Here is a 22,526-nt window from a genome sequence, read left to right on the forward strand (position 1 = left end):
GAGCCATGACGAAAATTATCGCAGTAACCGCATGTCCTTCTGGTGTCGCACACACCTATATGGCGGCCGAAGCGCTGGAAAGCGCGGCCAAAGCAAAAGGTTGGGAAGTCAAAGTCGAGACCCAGGGCTCGATTGGTCTGGAAAACGAACTGACTGCGGCGGATGTGGCGGATGCGGATATGGTGATTCTGACCAAAGATATCGGCATCAAGTTTGAGGAACGCTTTGCGGGTAAAACCATTGTCCGCGTCAACATCAGCGATGCGGTAAAACGCGCCGATGCCATTATGAACAAAATTGACGCGCATCTTTCGCAAATTGCTTAACGTTAGAATGCCCGATGGCGCAAGCTTATCGGGCCTACGATGTTAATCCCCGTAGGCCCGATAAGGCGCTCACGCCGCCATCCGGCAACAAGCTTGCCTACAGGAGTTCCTCATGACGAATCGTACCCAGCGCCTTAAAGCCGCACTTTTCCAGAATAACCGTGAAATTTCGCTTGAGCGCGCGCAGCTGTATACCGCCAGCTATCAGCAGACAGAGGGAGAGCCGGTCATATTGCGTCGCGCTAAAGCGACGGCGTATATCCTTGAGCATGTTGAAATTTCGATTCGTGATGAGGAGTTGATTGCCGGGAACCGTACGGTGAAACCGCGGGCGGGGATTATGTCGCCGGAAATGGATCCGTACTGGTTACTTAACGAGTTAGATCAGTTCCCGACGCGTCCACAGGACCGTTTTGACATCAGCGAGGACGATAAGCGCCTCTACCGCGAGGTGCTGTTCCCGTACTGGGAAAAACGGTCGATGAAGGATTTCATCAACGGCCAGATGACCGATGACGTGAAAGCCGCCGTCAGCACGCAGATTTTTAGCGTTAACCAGACGGATAAAGGGCAGGGGCACATTATTATTGATTACCCGCGGCTGTTGAATCACGGTCTGGGTGAACTGGTGGCGCAAGTGCGGCAACACTGCCAGCAGCAGCCGGACAATCACTTTTACCAGGCGGCGTTGCTGCTGCTGGAGGCTTCGCAAGGCCACATTCTGCGTTACGCGACGCTGGCGGAGAAAATGGCGGAAAGTTGCCTGGATGCGCGTCGGCGTCAGGAGTTGCTCACCATTGCCGCGAACTCCCGACATAACATGCAGTACAAGCCGCAAACCTTCTGGCAAGCGTGCCAGCTGTTCTGGTACATGAACATCATTCTGCAATATGAGTCTAACGCCAGCTCGCTCTCGCTGGGGCGTTTTGACCAGTATATGCTGCCGTTTTATCAGGCATCGCTGATCCAGGGCGAAGACCCGGCATTTTTAAAAGAGCTCCTCGAATCGCTGTGGGTAAAATGTAACGATATCGTGCTGTTACGTTCGACCAGCAGCGCACGCTATTTCGCCGGATTCCCGACCGGTTACACCGCATTGCTTGGGGGATTGACGGAGAACGGACGCAGTGCGGTGAACGTGCTCTCTTTTCTCTGTCTTGACGCGTACCAGAATGTGCAGTTGCCGCAGCCGAACCTTGGCGTGCGTACCAATGCGCTGATTGACACGCCCTTCCTGATGAAAACAGCGGAGACGATTCGCCTCGGCACCGGTATTCCGCAGATCTTTAATGATGAAGTGGTTGTGCCCGCGTTCCTGAACCGGGGTGTTTCGCTGGAGGACGCCCGTGATTACGCGGTAGTGGGGTGTGTGGAGCTGTCGATTCCGGGTAGAACCTACGGCCTGCACGACATCGCCATGTTCAACCTGCTGAAAGTGATGGAAATCAGCCTGTATGAGAATGAAGGAAACCGCACGCTGACGTACGAAGATCTGTTGGCGCATATTCGCGCCAAAATCAGCCATTACATTACGCTGATGGTGGAAGGCAGTAATATTTGCGATATCGGCCACCGTGACTGGGCGCCGGTGCCGCTGCTTTCCTCGTTTATCAGCGACTGCCTGGATAAAGGCCGTGATATTACCGATGGCGGCGCGCGTTATAACTTCTCTGGCGTACAGGGGATTGGCATTGCTAATCTGAGCGACTCCCTGCACGCGTTAAAAGGGCTGGTATTTGATCAGCAACGTTTACGTTTCGATGAACTGCTGGCGGTGTTAAAGGCGAACTTTGCGACGCCGGAAGGTGAGCGAATTCGTGCCCGGCTGATTAACCGCTTCGAGAAATACGGTAATGATATTGATGATGTGGATAACATCAGCGCTGAACTGCTGCGCCATTACTGTAAAGAGGTGGAGAAATACCAGAACCCGCGCGGTGGGCAATTTACACCGGGTTCATACACTGTCTCCGCGCATGTGCCGCTGGGTTCGGTGGTGGGGGCGACGCCGGATGGCCGTTTTGCCGGGGAACAGCTGGCAGACGGCGGGTTGTCGCCAATGCTCGGCCAGGATATGCAGGGGCCGACGGCGGTGCTGAAATCAGTAAGTAAATTGGATAACACGCTGCTTTCTAACGGTACGCTGCTCAACGTGAAGTTTACGCCCGCGACGCTGGAAGGTGAGGCCGGCTTGCGCAAACTGGCGGATTTTCTGCGCGCCTTTACCCAGCTTAAGCTACAGCATATTCAGTTTAACGTGTTGAATGCGGATACGTTGCGTGAAGCGCAATTGCGCCCGCAGGATTTCGCCGGGCTGGTGGTGCGCGTGGCGGGTTACAGTGCCTTCTTTGTCGAGCTGTCGAAGGAGATCCAGGATGACATCATTCGCCGCACCGCGCATCAGCTGTAAGAATTTGGAAACGAGCGCTGATGATGTCGCACGTATTTTCAACATTCAGCGTTATTCGTTGAATGACGGGCAGGGAATTCGTACGGTGGTCTTTTTTAAAGGCTGCCCGCATACCTGTCCGTGGTGCGCCAATCCAGAATCTATTTCGCCACGCATCGAAACGGTGCGGCGGGAGAGTAAATGTCTGCACTGCTCGCCCTGCTTGCGTGATGCGGATGAATGTCCTTCCGGGGCGTTTGAACGTATCGGGCGCGATATTACGCTGGATGAACTGGAACGCGAGGTGATGAAAGACGAACTCTTTTTTCGCACCTCCGGCGGTGGCGTCACGCTTTCTGGCGGTGAAGTATTAATGCAGGCGGCGTTTGCCACGCGGTTTCTGCAACGTCTGCGACGTTTCGGCATTTCCTGCGCGATTGAAACCGCAGGCGATGCGCCTGCCAGCCGGTTGCTACCGCTGGCTAAAGCGTGTGATGAAGTGCTGTTTGATTTAAAGATTATGGAGCCGCGCCAGGCGCATGAGGTGGTCAAAATGAATTTACCACGCGTGCTGGATAACCTGCGTTTACTGGTAAACGAGGGGATTACGGTCATCCCCCGTTTGCCGTTGATTCCGGGCTACACGCTCAACGTTGAGAATATGCAGCGAGCGTTAGCAGTGTTGCTATCGTCAGGGATTAATCAGGTGCACCTGCTACCGTTTCATCAGTATGGTGAAGCGAAATACCGTCTGCTTGGGCAGCCGTGGGCAATGAAAGATGTGCCTGTACCCTCGCCGCAAGAGGTGGCGGAAATGCAGGCGTTGGCAGAGCGAGCCGGGTTTCTGGTCACTGTGGGAGGTTAATATGACAGTCTCAACTGTACGCTATCTGGTTGCCGTTACCGCCTGCGTCAGCGGCGTGGCGCATACCTATATGGCCGCCGAACGCCTGGAGAAGCTCTGCCAGCAGGAAAAATGGAACATTAAAATTGAAACCCAGGGAGCGCTGGGCACGGAAAATCGCTTAACGGAGGAGGATATCAACCGGGCGGATGTTGTGTTGCTGATTACGGATATTGAACTGGCGGGCGCGGAGCGTTTTATTCAGAGTCGGTATGTTCAGTCAGGAATTAACGCCTTTCTTCGCGAACCTCAGCGGGTGATGAGCGCCGTGCGTAAACTGCTCACTGCGCCGCAGCATACGCATCTTATTCTGGAGTAGCCTTCTTTTCCGTCAACTGGCTGTGGTACTGCCGACGATATTCTGACGGCGAACGCTCCGTATTTTTACGAAACAGGCGGCAGAAATAGTTACTGTCGACAAATCCACAGGTGTGAGCCACTTCTTTGACTTTCAGATCGTAGCCCTTCAGCAGCGTTTTCGCGTGTTCCAGCCGAGTGTGATTCAGATATTCGTTAAAGCCGATAGCGCCTGTTTTTTGAAACAGATGAGAAAGGTAGTTTGGCGAAATATAAAACGCCTGCGCCACCGATTCGCGGGTGAGCGGGGAAGCGTAACGCTCATCGATATAGTTGCGAATCGCTTCAAAAAGCGCCTGACTCCGTGACGCCGTCTGGATTTGGCTACCCAGCAGATCGCGGCAGTGGCTCAACAGGCTGGCGACAATTAATCGGGCCGTCTGCTGTTCCTGCGGCTGCATCTGCATTTCATTGAGCGTTTGCAGCAGGAAGGAGCCAATACGTGGACCTCGACGTGCGACATGCTGCTTTGCAAGATTCTGATATTGTTTGCCGTCCCAGTGAACAACGCTGAAACCTAATTGCTGCTTGCCGAACAGGATGCTGAGCGTGGTGACGGGCGTTTGCCACTGCGGGAAGTTCCAGCTGCCTGCCGGAACATACAGAACGTCGCCAGCGATGAGTGTCACGGGCGCGGCCGGGATGCCTGTATCGGTGAACTCTCCCTCCAGCACCATCTCCAGGCGTGGAAAATCAACCTGATACGCCAGTTCGGGCGCCGTACCGCTGGTATTGGCGAAAAAAACCTGCCGCAGCGCCATAGGGCCGTTAATCAGACGGGAGAGAAGGTGGCTGACGTCGTGATACATGTTGATACCTTGCAGAGCGCAGACAGAGGAAACAGTAACGTTGAACGTAAACCGCCTCAAGCGATAATTGCCGGATGGCGGTACACGGGTTATGCATTTTGTAGGCCGGATAAGCGTCAGCGTTATCCGGCGATGCCGTTACTGATTCCCGACACGATCCCCGTAAGGCAGGGTATCGTAATCAATCAACGCGTTTTTCTTATACGGGTTGCCAATCCAGCGCGTGATCGCCTTAAACTGCGGGCTGGTGATGGAGCGCGTCGGGTCGAACCCGTCGTAGGTCAGCCCCGCTAAGTCGGACCAGGTATGGATAAGTTCAGAGCTGCTGTACTTGCGGTCAACATACGCCGAGAGATCGCGCGGGTGTGCGGCCTGCCACTTTTCTGACGTCCATAACAGGAACGGCACCGTATACATATGACGCGTAGGGTTGTCTTCGTTACGTCCCTGCGTTTTGTGCGGCGGCGTGTCATACACTTCTTCACCGTGATCGGAGAAGTAGAGCAGAAAACCGTTCGGGTCAGTCGCTTTATAGTCCTTAATCAGGCTGGCGACGACATGGTCGTTATACAGATTCGCGTTATCGTAATCGTTATAAATATCCTGTTCGTCTTCGCTCACGCCCGCAGGGATATGATCGGTTTGACCGTCAAATTTTCCCTGATTCTCCGGGTAGCGGAATTTGTATTTGATATGTGTTCCCAGCAGGTGAACGATAATAAATTTCTTCGGTGCCGGGTCGGCCATTACGTCTTTAAAGGGCGCCAGAACGTTGGTGTCATATTCCCGCGCGCTTTGAGTACGCTGCTGATTCATATAAAACTGCTTGTCGGTCTGTTTCGAGAATACGGTCAGCATCGTATTACGCGCGGTCATCGTCTGCTGATTGGTGATCCAGAACGTCTTATAACCTGCCTGTTTCATCATGTTCATCAGCGACGGTTTCGTCAGATACAGATCCGGGTTCTTTTCATTGGCGAAGGTCAGCGCCTGTTGCAGAATTTCAATCGTGTATGGCCGGGAGGTGACGACGTTATTGAATACGGTCAGACCCGGATCGCTTTTATGCAACGCGTCCAGCTCTGGCGTGGTTTCACGCGGATAACCGTACAGACTCATGCGACCACGCTGGGTTGACTCGCCGATAACCAGCACTAACGTACGCGGCGCATCACCGGAGTTATCTTTAAAATTCGTTAACGGAGGCAGCGCGTTGTTCTCGTTAAGCAGACTATTCAGCGACGTGAGTTGCTGATTATATTGATAATAGCCATTGATAAACTGCCACGGCGCAGCGGGTTCCATACGCGAGGCGAGGCCGCCTAATGTCTGCTCAAACGGCTTATGTTTGATAAACGTCCCGACGGCGATCGGATGCAGAATAAGGCCGTATAACAATACAAAGGAGACTAACCAGCGCCACGGCGCGGGAATATATATTGGCTTTAAACGCGTCCACAGCAGGATTGCCACGGCGGTATAGGCCAGGGCGATAAGGATAATCTTCAGACTGAAATACTGGCTCAAGTACTCGCTGGCTTCGTTCGCGTTTGTTTCAAACATGACATACAGAACGCTTTGCGAGAATTCCTGCCCGTAAATGACATAATAACTGAGCGCCGCCAGCGAAGAGGCCCAGAGTACAACGCCAATAGCGGCGGCAATCGCGCGGGTATGACGGGGAAATAAAAATACCGGGATCAGCCAGAGCGAACTGAAAAGCAGTGAGTCACGCAGCCCGTTGGTGCCGCTATAGCCGCTGATGCAAATAACGGCCTGAAGTAATGTAGAGAAGAACCAAAAATAGAGTAGCGCCCAGCCAAGGGCTTTCCAGCTAAACGAAGGTTTAGCAGATGTGTGTGTGAAGAACATATATGAAGCCTGTTTTTATTCGAGTCGCCAACGTAGCGACAAATCATTAAGAGAACCTTAAGTATGGCGATGCCAGTGACCTATTCTTGTTGATGGCGTATTCAGCAGAGTGAACAAAACGCAGGCAGGAATATATTGAAAAACAGGCGATTATTACAGAAATATTTCAAAGCCCTCTCGCCCGGGCGGGCGAGAGGGGATATGACGATGCGTGTGGGTTAGCCGGTATTACGCATCCCCGCAGCCACGCCCGCAATCGTGACCATCAGCGCCTGTTCGACGCGCGGGTCTGGATCTTTGCCTTGCTCTTCTGCAAGACGGGAACGGTGTAAAAGTTCCGCCTGCAACACGTTCAGCGGGTCGGTATACACATTCCTTAACTGGATAGACTCGGCAATCCACGGCAGGTCGGCCATCAGATGGGAATCGTTGGCAATCGCCAGCACCACTTTGATGTCCTCTGCCAGCAGGTTGCGTAACTCTTCACCCAGTGGCCACAGCGCTTTTTTGACCAGGCGTTGATCGTAGTATTCCGCCAGCCACAGGTCGGCTTTAGAGAACACCATCTCTAGCATGCCGAGGCGCGTGGAGAAGAACGGCCAGTCGCGGCACATGGCTTCCAGTTCGCTTTGCTTGCCATCTTCAACGACTTTTTGCAGCGCGGTGCCCGCACCCAACCAGGCCGGGAGCATCAGGCGGTTTTGCGTCCAGGCGAAGATCCAGGGAATGGCGCGCAGGGATTCAACCCCACCTGTCGGGCGACGTTTTGCCGGGCGCGAACCGAGCGGCAGCTTGCCCAGTTCCTGTTCTGGCGTTGCGGAACGGAAGTACGGGACGAAGTCTTTATTCTCGCGGACATAGCCGCGATACAGGTCGCAGGAGATCACGGACAGCTCGTCCATGATATGACGCCACGAATTTTTCGGCTCCGGCGGCGGCAGCAGGTTGGCTTCCAGAATCGCGCCGGTGTACAGGGACAGGCTGCTGATGGTGACTTCAGGCAGGCCGTACTTAAAGCGGATCATCTCACCCTGTTCGGTCACGCGCAGGCCGCCTTTCAGACTGCCCGGCGGTTGGGAAAGCAGCGCCGCATGGGCAGGCGCGCCGCCACGGCCAATGGAACCGCCGCGACCGTGGAACAGCGTCAGTTCAATTCCGGCTTTTTCACAGGTTTTGATCAGCGCGTCCTGAGCCTGATACTGCGCCCAGGAGGCGGCCATTACGCCTGCGTCTTTCGCCGAGTCAGAGTAGCCAATCATGACCATCTGTTTGCCCTGAATAAAGCCGCGATACCAGTCGATATTCAGCAACTGAGTCATTACCGCGTCGGCATTGTTCAGGTCGTCCAGCGTTTCGAACAGCGGCGCAACCGGCATGGCAAAGCTAATTCCGGCTTCTTTCAACAACAGATGCACGGCCAGCACGTCGGACGGCGTTTTCGCCATAGAGATAACGTAAGCGGCGATGGAACCCAGCGGCGCTTCGGCAATCACTTGACAGGTCTCAAGCACTTCGCGGGTGTCGTCGCTCGGTTCCCACTGACGAGGCAGCAGCGGACGCTTGGAGTTGAGTTCGCGGATCAGGAAAGCCTGTTTATCGGCTTCGGACCAGCTTTCATAATCGCCGATGCCCAGATAACGCGTCAGCTCGCCCAGCGCTTCGGTATGGCGGGTGCTCTCCTGGCGAATATCGATGCGCACCAGCGGCACGCCAAAGCATTTCACCCGGCGCAGGGTATCAAGCAGTTCGCCATTGGCGATGATGCCCATGCCGCACGCTTGCAGAGACTGATAACAGGCGTACAGCGGCTCCCACAGCTGCTCGTTTTGCGTCAGCAGGCCAGCGGGTTTCGGCAGTTTCTCGCCTTTCAGACGCGCTTCCAGCCAGGCTTGCGTTGCCATCAGGCGGGAACGCAGGCTTTTCATCAGGTAGCGGTAAGGTTCTGATGCGCCTTCTTCGCCGACCAGCGCCAGCAGTTCCGGCGTGGCGTCGACCATCGACAGCTCAGAAATCAGAACCTGAATATCTTTCAGGAACAGATCGGTGGCTTTCCAGCGGCTCAACAGGAGAACGTGGCGGGTGACATCAGCCGTTACGTTCGGGTTGCCGTCACGGTCGCCGCCCATCCAGGAGGTGAAACGCACCGGAACAAAATCCACCGGCAGTTTGTAGCCCAGATGTTCTTCCAGTTGTTCGTTCAACTCACGTAGATAATTTGGCACCCCTTCCCACAGGCTGTTTTCAACCACCGCAAAGCCCCATTTGGCTTCGTCGACCGGACTTGGGCGGTTTTTACGGATTTCATCCGTATGCCAGGACTGGGCGATCAGCTGGCGCAGACGGCGCATGAGCTGATTACGTTCGTAATCCGCGATCTCTTTGTTATCAAGCTGCTTCAGACAGGCGTTGACTTCGCCCATTTTGTGAATCAGCGTGCGGCGAGTGATCTCGGTAGGGTGTGCGGTCAGTACCAGTTCCAGAGATAACGACTCCACCGCGTTTTTGATGGTGGCTTCGTCGAGATTGGGTTGATCTTTCAGTTTACGCAGGGTGCGGGCAATCACTTCCGGGTTGCTGGCAGCTTCGCCCTGCGGCGAAATGCTGTGGTACTGCTCGGCGGTATTGGCCAGGTTCAGGAACTGACTAAACGCGCGGGCAACAGGTAGCAGCTCGTCGTTGGACAGATTCTGTAGCGTGGTGAGCAACTCCTGGCGATTCGCTTCATTGCCAGCGCGAGATGATTTAGACAGCTTACGGATTGTTTCTACGCGATCAAGAATGTTCTCTCCCAGCGCATCCTTGATGGTTTCTCCCAGCACTTTGCCGAGCATACTGACATTACTACGCAACGCGGAATATTGTTCGTTCATATGATCCCAGACACCCCATCTGTTTTGAATATGTCCTGTATCTTTCGCGTCACAGCGGCGTTGGCTGCAACGTGAAATCTTTCGGACTTTAATTTTTTACATCACTTCTTATCTTTATAAAGCCACGTAAAACACCTGACGTCAATTGCTGCGAAATCGGTTCAGCAAACGAATAAATGACGGGAATTTACGTAATTTAATTCACATCGAATCAAATAAGCGTTGCTTATGGAAATGTTAATAAATCACCTCGTTTACCACTAAAGGGTTAGCGAGGTGATAAGCAGTTAATGCCAGCAGAAATGATGGACAACCTGCGTAATCAGCTCGCGGGTTGGCTTGATAAAACGCGTTTCCAGATATTCATCCGGCTGGTGCGCCTGATTAATCGAACCCGGGCCAAGCACCAGCGTTGGGCACAAGGTCTGGATAAACGGCGCTTCGGTGCAGTAGTTCACCACTTCGGTTTGCGCGCCCAGCAGTTTCTCGACCACTTCCACCAGTTGATGGTCAGGCGGGCATTCGTAGCCGGGAATCGGCGGATGCAGTTCGGACACCGTCAGACGGCCCGGCCAGCGCTCGCTCACGGGCGCCAGCGCATCGTTGAGCAATCCGTTGAGATCGTTCAGCGTCATGCCCGGCAGCGGGCGAATATCCATATGCAACTCGCAACAGGCGCAGATACGGTTCGCGGCGTCGCCACCGTGAATGTGACCCAGGTTTAATGTCGGATAAGGAACGGTAAACGCCGCGTAGTGATAACGTTCTTTCAGGTCATCGCGCAGCTGCATGATGCGGCCAATGGCGTCGTGCATCAGTTCAATGGCGTTAACCCCGCGCGCCGGATCGCTGGAGTGGCCCGATTGCCCCAGAATGCGGATGGCGTTTGAAATGTGGCCTTTGTGCGCACGCACCGGTTGCAGGGACGTTGGTTCACCGATGATCGCGCAGTCCGGGCGCAGGGCGGTGGTTTCAGCGAAATAGCGCGCGCCCGCCATGCTGGTCTCTTCATCGGCGGTAGCCAGAATATACAGCGGTTTTTTCAGCGTCGTCACATCCACGTCACGCAGGGCATCGAGGATAAAAGCAAAGAAGCCTTTCATGTCCGCCGTACCCAGCCCGTAGAGCTTGTTATCGTGCTCGGTCAGCGTGAACGGATCGCGCGTCCAGCGTCCGTCGTCAAAGGGAACGGTATCGGTATGGCCCGCCAGCAACAAACCGCCAGCACCCTGTCCGGTGCTGGCCAGCATATTGAATTTATTGCGCGTACCGGGGACTGCCTGAACCTCAACCTTGAAGCCCAGATCTTTAAACCAGTCTGCCAGCAGAGTGATTAAAGACGCATTACTTTGATCGAGCGCTTCTTCGGTAGCGCTAATCGACGGTGTGGCAATCAGAGCGCGGTAAATCTCGATAAATGGCGGTAAAGTGTTTTTCATTGTTGACACACCTCGGGTCATGATAGTATCAATATTCATGCATTATTTGTGAATAAAAATACATTAACGTTGAGCGTAAGAAAACCCACCAACTGTAAGGTGAAGTTGTTACGGCTTAACCAGGCAACCAGACATAAGAAGGTGAACAGCCCCGATGTTGAATACGCTGATTGTGGGTGCCAGCGGTTACGCTGGCGCAGAGCTTGTGACCTATGTAAATCGTCATCCTGATATGACCATAACCGCTTTAACCGTCTCAGCGCAAAGCAATGATGCAGGAAAGCTAATCTCTGATTTACATCCGCAGTTAAAAGGCATTGTCGATCTGCCATTGCAGCCAATGTCTGATATTAGCGAGTTCAGCGGCGGGGTGGATGTGGTGTTTCTCGCCACCGCGCATGAAGTGAGCCACGACCTGGCCCCGCAGTTCCTGAATGCGGGCTGCGTTGTGTTTGATCTCTCCGGTGCGTTTCGGGTTAATGATAGCGCCTTCTACGAAAAATATTATGGCTTTACCCATCAGCACCCTGAGCTGCTGGAACAGGCGGTGTATGGCCTGGCGGAGTGGAGCGCGGGCAAGCTAAAAGAAGCGAATCTGATTGCGGTGCCGGGATGCTATCCGACGGCGGCGCAATTGTCGTTAAAACCGCTGATTGACGCAGGCCTGCTGGATCTCAACCAGTGGCCGGTCATTAACGCAACCAGCGGCGTGAGCGGCGCCGGGCGTAAGGCGGCGCTTTCGAACAGTTTCTGTGAAGTCAGCCTGCAACCGTATGGCGTCTTTACCCATCGTCATCAGCCGGAAATCGCCACCCATCTGGGGGCAGAGGTTATTTTCACGCCGCATCTGGGGAACTTCCCGCGCGGAATTCTGGAAACGATCACCTGCCGCCTGAAAGCTGGCGTTACCCATACTCAGGTGGCGCAAGCGTTGCAGCAGGCGTATGGCGACAAGCCGCTGGTGCGGCTATATGACAAGGGCGTTCCGGCGCTGAAGAATGTGGTCGGGCTGCCGTTCTGCGATATTGGTTTTGCCGTTCAGGGCGAGCACCTGATCGTGGTGGCGACCGAAGATAACCTGTTGAAAGGCGCAGCGGCGCAGGCAGTGCAGTGCGCAAATATCCGTTTCGGCTTTGCTGAAACGCAGTCTCTTATTTAAGGGTGCAATGATGAATCCATTAATTATCAAGCTGGGCGGCGTATTACTGGATAGCGAAGAGGCGCTGGAGCGTCTGTTTACTGCGCTGGTCAATTACCGCGAGTCGCATCAGCGTCCGCTGATTATCGTGCACGGCGGCGGCTGCGTTGTGGATGAGCTGATGAAACAGTTAAATTTGCCGGTGAAAAAGAAAAATGGCCTGCGCGTGACGCCCGCCGATCAGATTGACATCATCACCGGCGCGCTGGCGGGAACCGCCAATAAAACCTTGCTGGCGTGGGCGAAAAAACACCATATCGCGTCCGTTGGCCTGTATCTCGGCGACGGCGATAGCGTAAAAGTGACTCAACTCGATGAAGAGCTGGGCCACGTTGGACTGGCGCAGCCGGGTTCGCCTAAGCTGATTAACACGCTGCTGGAAGGCGGCTTCTTGCCGGTGGTCAGTTCCATTGGCGTGACCGAAGAAGGGCAACTGATGAACGTCAATGCCGATCAGGCGGCGACGGCGCTGGCGGCAACGCTGGGGGCGGATCTGATCCTGCTTTCTGATGTAAGCGGTATTCTGGATGGCAAAGGTCAGCGCATTGCCGAGATGACGGCGGCCAAAGCGGAACAGCTGATCGATCAAGGTATCATTACCGACGGCATGATTGTGAAGGTGAACGCGGCGCTGGACGCCGCCCGCACGCTGGGGCGCCCGGTGGATATCGCCTCCTGGCGTCATGCCGAGCAGCTTCCGGCGTTGTTTAACGGTACGCCGATCGGTACGCGTATTCTGGCTTAAACTATTTTGTGCCCGATGGCGGCCACGCCTTATCGGGCCTGGGTGAACCGAACCTGTAGGCCGGATAAGCTAAGCGCCATCCGGCATTGAAATTCAAGATATTAAGGAAGCATGTTATGGCACTTTGGGGTGGGCGTTTTACACAGGCAGCGGATCAACGGTTCAAACAGTTTAATGACTCATTGCGCTTTGATTACCGCCTGGCCGAGCAGGATATCGTCGGCTCTGTGGCCTGGTCCAAAGCTCTGGTCACGGTTGGGGTGTTGACTGCGGATGAGCAACTGCAACTGGAAGAGGCGCTGAGCGCGCTGCTGGAAGAGGTTCGGGTGAATCCGCAGCAGATTCTGGAAAGCGACGCGGAAGATATTCACAGCTGGGTGGAAGGCAAACTGATCGATAAAGTCGGCCAGTTGGGGAAAAAGCTGCACACCGGGCGCAGTCGTAACGATCAGGTTGCGACCGACCTGAAGCTATGGTGCAAAGATACGGTCACCGAGCTGCTGTCTGCTAACCGTCAGTTACAAAGCGCGCTGGTAGAGACGGCGCAGAATAATCAGGATGCCGTCATGCCGGGGTACACCCATCTGCAACGCGCGCAGCCGGTGACGTTTGCCCACTGGTGTCTGGCGTATGTGGAAATGCTGGCGCGTGATGAGAGCCGCTTGCAGGATGCGCTCAAGCGTCTGGACGTCAGCCCGTTAGGCTGCGGCGCGCTGGCGGGTACGGCGTATGAAATCGACCGTGAACAGCTGGCAGGCTGGCTGGGCTTTGCCTCGGCGACGCGTAACAGTCTGGACAGCGTGTCCGATCGTGACCATGTGCTGGAACTGCTGTCCGACGCGTCTATCGGCATGGTTCACCTGTCGCGCTTTGCGGAAGATCTGATTTTCTTTAATACCGGTGAAGCGGGCTTTGTGGAACTCTCCGATCGCGTGACGTCGGGTTCATCGCTGATGCCGCAGAAGAAAAACCCGGATGCGCTGGAACTGATCCGTGGCAAGTGCGGTCGTGTGCAGGGGGCATTAACGGCGATGATGATGACGCTGAAAGGCCTGCCGCTGGCGTACAACAAAGACATGCAGGAAGACAAAGAAGGGCTGTTTGATGCGCTCGACACCTGGCTGGACTGCCTGCACATGGCGGCGCTGGTGCTGGATGGCATTCAGGTAAAACGTCCGCGCTGCCAGGAAGCGGCGCAGCAGGGCTATGCGAATGCGACTGAGCTGGCGGATTATCTGGTTGCCAAAGGCGTGCCGTTCCGTGAAGCGCACCATATTGTGGGCGAAACGGTGGTGGAAGCGATTCGACAGGGAAAACCGCTGGAAGATCTGTCACTGGCTGACCTGCAAAAATTTAGCGCTGTGATTGGCGATGATGTGTATCCGATTCTGTCGCTGCAATCATGTCTGGATAAACGTGCGGCGAAAGGCGGTGTTTCACCGCAGCAGGTTGCGCAGGCGATCGACTACGCGAAGGCGCGTCTGGCGTAACTGGCGTGGTGCCGGATGACGCCTTATCCGGCCTACAAAAAATTGTGAACCGTCGCCATCCGGCAACAGTCATCAGAGCCTGGCATTACGTCGGGCTTATTTATGCAAAAAAAAAAGCGGACCATAGGGTCCGCAAAAGTTCACGTTGGCTTTAGTTATTTCGAGTTGAGAAAAACTCTTTGAACGGGCGGTGACTTCAAGGGTTAAAGAGGTACCGCTCCGTTTCTGTGATGTATTATTAGACAGAAAGCTTGATAGGGATAATCGTTCGTTGCTATGCTACCTATCGCCATGAACTATCGTGGCGACGGAGGATGAATAATGAATATTCGTGATCTTGAATACCTGGTGGCATTAGCCGAACACCGCCATTTCCGGCGTGCGGCGGACTCCTGTCACGTCAGCCAGCCGACGCTCAGCGGGCAAATCCGTAAGCTGGAAGATGAACTGGGCGTAATGCTGCTGGAGCGTACGAGTCGTAAAGTTCTGTTCACCCAGGCAGGTTTACTGCTGGTGGATCAGGCGCGCACCGTGCTGCGTGAGGTCAAAGTGCTCAAGGAGATGGCAAGCCAGCAAGGTGAGACGATGTCTGGCCCATTGCATATCGGCCTGATCCCAACGGTTGGCCCTTATCTGCTGCCGCATATTATTCCGATGCTGCATCAGACCTTCCCGAAGTTGGAAATGTATCTGCATGAAGCGCAGACGCACCAGCTGCTGGCGCAACTGGACAGCGGCAAGCTTGACTGCGTGATCCTGGCGCTGGTGAAAGAGAGCGAGGCGTTTATCGAAGTGCCGCTGTTTGATGAACCCATGATGCTGGCGATCTATGAGGATCACCCGTGGGCGAATCGCGATCGTGTGCCGATGTCCGATCTGGCGGGTGAAAAACTGCTGATGCTGGAAGACGGGCACTGCCTGCGCGATCAGGCGATGGGCTTCTGCTTTGAGGCGGGCGCGGATGAAGACACCCATTTCCGGGCGACCAGTCTGGAAACGCTGCGCAACATGGTTGCGGCGGGGAGCGGTATTACCTTACTGCCTGCGCTGGCGGTTCCGCAGGAGCGTAAGCGTGATGGCGTAGTCTACCTGCCGTGCATTAAGCCGGAGCCTAAGCGTACGGTTGGGTTGGTTTATCGTCCGGGATCGCCGCTGCGCAGTCGCTATGAGCAACTGGCGGAGGCCATCCGTGCGGAGATGGATGGCCATTTCGACAAAGCGTTAAAACAGGCGGTTTAAGCCGTTTAGCGCCGCTACCCGATAGGCTTCCGCCATTGTCGGGTAGTTAAAGGTGGTGTTAACGAAGTACTCAATGGTGTTACCGCCGCCTTTCTGTTCCATAATCGCCTGGCCGATGTGAATAATTTCGGCTGCGCGTTCGCCAAAGCAGTGAATCCCCAGAATCTCTTTTGTTTCCCGATGGAACAGGATCTTCAGCGTTCCCACGTTCATCCCGACGATTTGCGCGCGCGCCAGGTGCTTAAACTGCGCACGTCCGACTTCATAAGGCACTTTCATCGCCGTCAATTGCTGCTCGGTTTTGCCGACAGAGCTGATTTCCGGGATGGTGTAAATCCCGGTAGGGATATCTTCGATAAGATGGGCGGTCGCTTCGCCTTTCACCAGCGCCTGCGCGGCAATTCGACCCTGGTCGTAAGCGGCGGAAGCCAGACTCGGATAGCCAATCACATCGCCCACCGCGTAAATGTGCGGCAGCGCGGTCTGGTACATGCTGTTGACTTTGAGTTGCCCACGGCTGTCGGTTTCCAGACCGATATTTCCCAGCGCCAGTGAATCGGTGTTACCGGTGCGTCCGTTGGCGTACAGCAGACAGTCGGCCTTCAGCTTTTTACCGGATTTCAGGTGCATAATGACGCCGTCGTCGCAGCCTTCAATCTTCTCGTACTCTTCGTTATGGCGAATAACCACGCCGCTGTTCCAGAAGTGGTAAGAGAGAGAGTCGGACATCTCCTGATCAAGAAACGCCAGCAGACGGTCGCGGGTGTTAATCAAATCAACTTTGACGTCCATTCCCCGGAAGATTGACGCATATTCACAGCCGATCACCCCGGCGCCATAGATGATGACGTGACGAGGTTCGTGATGCAGGCTAAGGATTGAGTCGCTGTCGTAAATACGTGGATGCGCGAAATCAACGTCGGCCGGGTGATAAGGACGCGACCCGCAGGCAATCACGAATTTCTCCGCCGTCAGGGTTTCGACCGTGCCGTCGTGGCACTCCAGCGCGAGGGTGTTTTCGTCAACAAAATGCGCATTACCCTGCAATATTTCACAGTGGTTGCGCTCATAAAAGCCCTGCCGCATACGCGTTTGTTGATTAATGACGTTATCGGCATGGTTGAGAATATCGGCAAAGGAAGAACGAAGTAGTCGGGAGTGGTCGCTGTAGAGGGGGTTCTGGTTGAATTCGATGATACGGCTGACGGCATGGCGGAGCGCTTTCGACGGGATGGTGCCCCAGTGGGTACAACCGCCGCCAACGTTGTGATAACGCTCAATAACGGCGACGCGCGCTCCTTGCTTAACCAGACCCATTGCAGCGCCTTCGCCGCCGGGGCCTGAACCTATGACGATTGCATCATAATCCCAGGAATGTGGCATGGTATTACTCACCTGTTTTTATACATAAAATAAACACGATGATAACATTCGCGCGCCTTTAACCCAATTATCGTTGTGCTTTTTTGTGGGGCTGGAACACAAACAGCCTGTAAACAATCATTCACAAAGCTGAACAAACAGATTAAGTTTGTTCTCTGGTATAGTGCCAGATAAGGCATATGGAAGGATTCAGACATCGTGATGGGCGTTAGAGCGCAACAAAAAGAAAAAACCCGGCGTTCGCTGGTAGAAGCCGCATTCAGTCAACTGAGCGCCGAACGGAGTTTCGCCAGTCTCAGTTTACGCGAAGTAGCGCGTGAAGCGGGCATTGCGCCAACCTCATTTTATCGCCATTTCCGCGATGTGGATGAGCTTGGCCTGACGATGGTGGATGAGAGCGGTTTAATGCTGCGCCAACTGATGCGCCAGGCGCGTCAGCGTATTGCCAAAGGCGGCAGTGTGATCCGTACCTCGGTCTCCACATTTATGGAGTTCATCGGCAACAATCCTAACGCCTTCCGTTTATTATTGCGTGAACGTTCCGGCACCTCGGCCGCGTTTCGCGCCGCAGTCGCGCGTGAGATTCAGCATTTCATCGCGGAACTTGCGGACTATCTGGAACTCGAAAACCATATGCCGCGCGCGTTCACTGAAGCGCAAGCCGAAGCGATGGTGACGATTGTGTTTAGTGCAGGTGCCGAGGCGCTGGATGTTGGTGCGGAACAACGCCGACAGCTGGAAGAGCGGCTGGTACTGCAACTGCGCATGATTGCGAAAGGGGCATATTACTGGTACCGCCGTGAACAAGAGAAGATGGCACATCACTCCGAGTAACGTGAAGGACGAGCAATGAAACAGTCAGGTCAAGATAAAGGTACGCTGTTGCTGGCGCTGGTCGCTGGCTTATCGATCAATGGCACATTCGCGGCGCTGTTTAGCTCCATCGTGCCGTTTTCTGTATTCCCGATTATCGCGCTGGTGCTGGCGGTTTATTGCCTGCATCAACGTTATCAAAACCGCACTATGCCTGTCGGCTTGCCGGGGCTGGCTGCCGCCTGTTTTATCCTCGGTGTGCTGTTGTACAGCACCGTGGTACGTGCGGAATACCCGGATATTGGTTCTAACTTCTTCCCGGCGGTGCTGTCGGTGATTCTGGTGTTCTGGATTGGCTTTAAGATGCGTAACCGCAAGCAGGAAGTCGCGGAATAATGCCGGATGGCGGCGTAACCACTTTATCCGGCCTACGTTTTACCTGGCAGTGAGTAACACGCCGCATTCCATATGGTGCGTATACGGGAACTGATCGAACAGAGCCAGACGTGACACATTGTGCGTCTGGCTTAATGTTTCCAGGTTCTTACACAGTGTTTCCGGGTTGCAGGAAATGTACAAAATACGCGGATACGCCTGCACCATTTTCTCGGTTTCACTGTCCAGCCCGCTACGCGGCGGATCGACAAAAATCGTTTCACACTGATAGCTCTTCAGGTCGATGCCCTGCAAACGTTTAAACTCGCGTACTCCGTTCATCGCCTGCGTAAACTCTTCGGCGGCCATACGGATAATCTGCACGTTATCAATATGGTTAGCGGCAATGTTGTACTGCGCTGCGGCGACTGACGGTTTGGCGATTTCCGTTGCCAGCACCCGGTCGAAGTTACGCGCCAGAGCCAATGAGAAGTTGCCGTTGCCACAGTACAGTTCAAGCAGGTCGCCTTTCGACGCTTTGGTTGCATCCAGCGCCCACTCCAGCATCTGAATATTCATTGCGGCATTGGGCTGCGTGAAGCTGTTCTCCACCTGACGGTAGATCATCTCTTTTCCCGCCACGGGCAGACGTTCGTCAATGTAATCCTGATCCAGCTCGATTTTGGTTTTGGTCGCCCGGCCAATCAGATGCACATTCAGGTTCTGCGCTCGCAGCGCATCCCGCAGCGTTTCCGCTTCCTGGCGCCACTCATCATCCAGCTTTTTATGGTACAGCAGCGAAACCACCGCCTGATTGCTCATCGTGGTGAGGTAATCAATCTGGAACAGCTTATGGCGCAGGACGCGATTATGGCGCACGCCTTCAATCATCGCCGTCATCAGCTGGTTAATCAGCTCGCTGGCCGCCGGGAAGCTGTCGACGCGGATACGGCTTTTTGTCTGCTGATCAAAAATGATGTGATACAGGTCGTCGCCGTCATGCCACAGGCGAAATTCGGCGCGCATCCGATAATGGCTGGCTGGCGAGCGAAACACTTCCGGGACCAGGTCAGAAAACGGCGCCATCATACTCTGCAAGCGCACCACTTTTTCGGCTAGCTGCGCGTCATACTGTTCTGTCGGAAGGTGTTCGGGGGTCATGATGCATCCTGAAAAATAAAAGTACGCGGGGATTGTAGGGATTGCTCATCAGATGTCCAGTCATTGATGATTTCCGATATTGTGATATGCGGTCTGGACGTAGATTGTTACAGAATGTAGCATCCGTGAGCCGGTCCTGTGAGTTAATAGGGAATCCAGTGCGAATCTGGAGCTGACGCGCAGCGGTAAGGAAAGGTGAGATGAGAGCATAAGCAGACACTGCCACCCGGCGGGAAGTCATCATCTCTTGTATCCTGAGGATAACCTTCCAAGCCCGAAGACCTGCCGGCTAACGTCGCATCTGGTGTTCATCATCGCGTACTATCGATGAAGCCTGCGGCATCCTTCTTATATTGTGGATGCTTTACAATGATTAAAAAATCTTCGCTGCTGACGGCGCTCTCCGTCACGGCATTTTCTGGCTGGGCGCAGGATACTAACCCAGACACCCTGATCGTCACCGCAAATCGTTTTCAACAACCTGTTAATACCGTACTGGCGCCTGCTGATGTCGTGACGCGTGAGGATATCGACCGCTGGCAAGCGAAGAATTTGAATGATGTGATGCGCCGCCTGCCAGGCGTTGATATCAATCAAAACGGCGGCATGGGGCAGTCTTCTTCTTTATTTATTCGTGGTACGGAAGCCAAACAGGTATTGGTTCTGGTCGATGGTGTTCCCATGACCCGCCCCGGCATTACGAATAACCCCGATCTGAATCAGATTCCAATATCGCTGGTGCAACGCGTGGAATACATTCGTGGACCACGCTCGGCGATTTATGGTTCCGGCGCAATGGGTGGGGTCATTAACGTTATTACGCACTCCGATCAAGAACAGTCAAAAATTACCGCGGGTGTTGGTTCAAAAGGTTATCAGCAATATGACGGTACGTTGCGCCATCGCTTTGGCGACACTGTCGCCACGGTAGCAGGTTCTTATGAGGGCAATAAAGGCTTTAACGTACAGCCCGGCTCAACCTGGGATCACGATCGCGACCGCGATGGTTTTCGCAGCAAGGCATTCTGGGGCAGCCTCGAACATAAATTTAATGATAATTTCGATGGTTTTTTCCGTGGTCACAGTTATACCAACAACTCTGATTACGATCTGGGAAACCCGCCGTCTATTCCGGCCTACAGTGCTGATGAATCGCAACTCTACAATCAGAGCTGGGACGCAGGTCTGAAATTCAACTCCGGGATTTACTCTTCACAACTTCTCGCCAGCTACCAGAAGGTGAAGGACTATAACTACAGCAGTATTTATGGTCGCTATCATGACGGTACGACGCTCGATCGCATGACCCAGCGTAACCTGCAATGGGGTAATAACCTTATCGTGGGGCACGGTTCCGTTAGCGCGGGCGTAGACTGGCAGCAGCAGCGTTTGACCTCATCCGATACCGTGATGTCGGACACATATAAACGCGATAACACCGGTTTATACCTGACCGGTCAGCAACAATTCGGTGATGTAACGCTGGAGGCTTCAGGGCGTGAAGATCATGATGAACAGTTTGGCTGGCATGGCACCTGGCAGACGACGGCTGGATGGGAGTTTATCGACAACTATCGAGTAACTATCGGCTATGGTACCGGGTTCCTGTCTCCATCTCTGGGGCAGCAGTTTGGTTCTACCCGTTTTGGCATCAACGCGAATCCTAACCTGAAACCGGAAGAGTCTAAACAGTGGGAGGCCGGGCTGGAAGGGCTCACTGGTCCGCTGGACTGGCGCCTGTCTGCCTACCATTACAAGATTACTAACCTGATCACTTACTACTTTGATCCAGACACCTACCAGGGTGAGTATGACAATATTGATGCGGCAACCATTAAAGGCGTGGAATGGACGGGCAGCTTTGATACCGGCATCTTTAGCCATCGTGTTACGTTGCAATATGTCGATCCGCGTAATGACGACAACGGTGAAGTGTTAGCCCGACGCTCGAAGCGCCAGGCGAAGTATCAACTGGACTGGACGATGTTTAACGTTGATATGGATGTATCGTGGCAGTATTACGGCAAGCGCTACGATAACAACACCTCCCAGTACAATAACACCCAGCGAATCTTGCCGAGCTATAGCACTGTTGATGTTTCTGCATCGTATCCGATCACCGATCGCCTGACAGTTCGTGGTAAAATCGCCAACCTGTTCGATAAAGATTACGAGACAGCTTATGGCTACCAAACTGCAGGACGAGAGTACTACTTGTCTGGCAGCTACACCTTCTGATCCACGTCCCACCGTGCTGGTGTTTGATTCCGGCGTCGGTGGGTTGTCGGTCTACGATGAGATTCGGCATCTCCTGCCGAATCTCCACTATATATATGCTTTCGATAACGTCGCGTTTCCTTATGGGGAAAAGAGCGAAGCGTTTATTGTCGAGCGCGTCGTCGAGATCGTTACCGCAGTGCAGCAGCGTTATCCTCTCTCACTTGCGGTAATCGCCTGTAATACGGCCAGCACGGTTTCTCTTCCTGCATTGCGTGAAAAATTCGCGTTCCCGGTTGTGGGCGTCGTACCTGCGATTAAACCCGCAGCGAGGCTGACCGCCAACGGCATCGTCGGGTTGCTGGCAACGCGTGGCACGGTAAAACGCCCTTATACCCATGAGTTGATAGCGCGATTCGCGAATGAATGTCAGATAGCGATGTTGGGATCGGCAGAACTGGTGGAACTGGCGGAAGCCAAACTGCACGGTGAACCCGTATCGCTGGAGGAACTACGCCGTATCCTGAGACCCTGGCTGCGGATGCCGGAACCGCCCGACACGGTTGTTCTGGGATGCACCCATTTCCCTCTATTACAGGAAGAACTATTGCAGGTCCTTCCTGAAGGGACAAGGCTGGTGGATTCCGGGGCGGCGATTGCGCGTCGCACAGCCTGGTTGTTAGAGCATGAAGCGCCGGATGCCAAATCAGCGGATGCTAATATTGCTTTCTGCATGGCAATGACGCCAGAGACCGAGCAATTAATACCCGTTTTACAGCGTTACGGTTTCGAAACGCTCGAAAAACTGGCGGTTTGAGGTGGTTTTGCTTAAAAAGAAAGCAGTCGGAAAATAATTTTGAATTTCCCCTTGTCAGGCCGGAATAACTCCCTATAATGCGCCTCCACTGACACGGAACAACGGCACACAGGCCGCCGGGT

Annotated in this window: 18 protein-coding genes and 1 riboswitch; of the genes, 12 read left to right on the plus strand and 6 right to left on the minus strand. The window is 54.1% G+C overall.

Annotated elements, in window-relative coordinates; genetic code table 11:
- The first annotated feature begins 5 nt into the window (after window positions 1-5).
- From OGV67_RS01785 to OGV67_RS01800, 4 genes are all read left to right on the plus strand, one after another.
- Window positions 6-326 (plus strand): PTS fructose-like transporter subunit IIB, encoded by a 321-nt coding sequence (locus OGV67_RS01785; protein WP_024130658.1) that lies wholly within the window; start codon window positions 6-8, stop codon window positions 324-326.
- Window positions 327-438: 112 nt separating this feature from the next.
- Window positions 439-2,736, plus strand: a complete 2,298-nt coding sequence (locus tag OGV67_RS01790) for a formate C-acetyltransferase (protein ID WP_286464852.1) — start codon at window positions 439-441, stop codon at window positions 2,734-2,736.
- Window positions 2,702-3,580: a [formate-C-acetyltransferase]-activating enzyme gene (locus OGV67_RS01795; RefSeq protein ID WP_024130657.1), complete on the plus strand. Its 879-nt coding sequence runs from the start codon at window positions 2,702-2,704 to the stop codon at window positions 3,578-3,580. The genes OGV67_RS01790 and OGV67_RS01795 overlap by 35 nt, the downstream gene beginning before the upstream one ends.
- 1 nt (window position 3,581) lies before the next feature.
- Entirely contained in the window at window positions 3,582-3,938 is a 357-nt protein-coding gene (locus OGV67_RS01800) for a PTS fructose-like transporter subunit IIB (protein WP_012133839.1), read from the plus strand.
- On the opposite strand, the gene OGV67_RS01805 is transcribed toward OGV67_RS01800, so the two are convergent.
- From OGV67_RS01805 to argE, 4 genes are all read right to left on the minus strand, one after another.
- Window positions 3,925-4,785, minus strand: a complete 861-nt coding sequence (locus OGV67_RS01805) for an AraC family transcriptional regulator (protein ID WP_012133838.1) — start codon at window positions 4,783-4,785, stop codon at window positions 3,925-3,927. The genes OGV67_RS01800 and OGV67_RS01805 overlap by 14 nt on opposite strands.
- 138 nt (window positions 4,786-4,923) lie before the next feature.
- Window positions 4,924-6,657, minus strand: a complete 1,734-nt coding sequence (locus tag OGV67_RS01810; protein ID WP_115615265.1) for a phosphoethanolamine transferase CptA — start codon at window positions 6,655-6,657, stop codon at window positions 4,924-4,926.
- A 218-nt stretch (window positions 6,658-6,875) separates the two neighbouring features.
- A complete protein-coding gene (gene ppc, locus OGV67_RS01815) occupies window positions 6,876-9,527 on the minus strand; it encodes a phosphoenolpyruvate carboxylase (protein ID WP_012133836.1) in 2,652 nt (883 codons plus the stop codon).
- Window positions 9,528-9,814: 287 nt separating this feature from the next.
- Window positions 9,815-10,966, minus strand: coding sequence for an acetylornithine deacetylase (gene argE / locus OGV67_RS01820; RefSeq protein WP_024130656.1), 1,152 nt, complete (start codon window positions 10,964-10,966; stop codon window positions 9,815-9,817).
- 154 nt (window positions 10,967-11,120) lie between these two features.
- On the opposite strand from argE, the gene argC reads away from it, so the two are divergent.
- The 4 genes from argC to oxyR all read left to right on the plus strand — a co-directional run bounded on the left by argC (window position 11,121) and on the right by oxyR (window position 15,638).
- Complete coding sequence (gene argC / locus OGV67_RS01825) at window positions 11,121-12,125, plus strand: N-acetyl-gamma-glutamyl-phosphate reductase (protein WP_112001501.1); 1,005 nt, start codon at window positions 11,121-11,123, stop codon at window positions 12,123-12,125.
- 7 nt (window positions 12,126-12,132) lie between these two features.
- Window positions 12,133-12,909 carry an acetylglutamate kinase gene (gene argB / locus OGV67_RS01830; RefSeq protein WP_012133833.1) on the plus strand — a complete coding sequence of 259 codons (777 nt, stop codon included), beginning with the start codon at window positions 12,133-12,135 and terminating at the stop codon, window positions 12,907-12,909.
- A 116-nt stretch (window positions 12,910-13,025) separates the two neighbouring features.
- Entirely contained in the window at window positions 13,026-14,399 is a 1,374-nt protein-coding gene (gene argH / locus OGV67_RS01835) for an argininosuccinate lyase (protein ID WP_012133832.1), read from the plus strand.
- Window positions 14,400-14,720: 321 nt separating this feature from the next.
- Entirely contained in the window at window positions 14,721-15,638 is a 918-nt protein-coding gene (gene oxyR / locus OGV67_RS01840; RefSeq protein ID WP_012133831.1) for a DNA-binding transcriptional regulator OxyR, read from the plus strand.
- On the opposite strand, the gene sthA is transcribed toward oxyR, so the two are convergent.
- Window positions 15,621-17,021 carry a Si-specific NAD(P)(+) transhydrogenase gene (gene sthA / locus OGV67_RS01845; protein ID WP_012133830.1) on the minus strand — a complete coding sequence of 467 codons (1,401 nt, stop codon included), beginning with the start codon at window positions 17,019-17,021 and terminating at the stop codon, window positions 15,621-15,623. The two genes, oxyR and sthA, sit on opposite strands and share 18 nt — an antisense overlap.
- 198 nt (window positions 17,022-17,219) lie before the next feature.
- Here sthA and fabR point away from each other — a divergent pair, with 198 nt between their 5' ends.
- Complete coding sequence (gene fabR, locus OGV67_RS01850) at window positions 17,220-17,855, plus strand: HTH-type transcriptional repressor FabR (RefSeq protein WP_047459767.1); 636 nt, start codon at window positions 17,220-17,222, stop codon at window positions 17,853-17,855.
- A gap of 15 nt (window positions 17,856-17,870) precedes the next feature.
- A complete protein-coding gene (locus OGV67_RS01855) occupies window positions 17,871-18,230 on the plus strand; it encodes a YijD family membrane protein (protein WP_012133827.1) in 360 nt (119 codons plus the stop codon).
- Window positions 18,231-18,269: 39 nt separating this feature from the next.
- Here the strand turns inward: OGV67_RS01855 and trmA are convergent, their stop codons facing one another.
- Window positions 18,270-19,370 (minus strand): tRNA (uridine(54)-C5)-methyltransferase TrmA, encoded by a 1,101-nt coding sequence (trmA, locus tag OGV67_RS01860; RefSeq protein WP_058668394.1) that lies wholly within the window; start codon window positions 19,368-19,370, stop codon window positions 18,270-18,272.
- Between the two features lie 114 nt (window positions 19,371-19,484).
- Window positions 19,485-19,674: riboswitch (cobalamin riboswitch) on the plus strand.
- A gap of 65 nt (window positions 19,675-19,739) precedes the next feature.
- Here trmA and btuB point away from each other — a divergent pair.
- Window positions 19,740-21,608: a TonB-dependent vitamin B12 receptor BtuB gene (gene btuB, locus OGV67_RS01865; protein ID WP_115182242.1), complete on the plus strand. Its 1,869-nt coding sequence runs from the start codon at window positions 19,740-19,742 to the stop codon at window positions 21,606-21,608.
- Window positions 21,553-22,404 carry a glutamate racemase gene (gene murI / locus OGV67_RS01870; RefSeq protein WP_071259495.1) on the plus strand — a complete coding sequence of 284 codons (852 nt, stop codon included), beginning with the start codon at window positions 21,553-21,555 and terminating at the stop codon, window positions 22,402-22,404. Before btuB ends, murI begins: the two co-directional genes overlap by 56 nt.
- Window positions 22,405-22,526 lie beyond the last annotated feature (122 nt).

Origin of the sequence: Citrobacter sp. CK188, assembly GCF_030333525.1 — a bacterium.
In the GTDB taxonomy this organism is placed as follows: Bacteria; Pseudomonadota; Gammaproteobacteria; order Enterobacterales; family Enterobacteriaceae; genus Citrobacter_B; species Citrobacter_B koseri.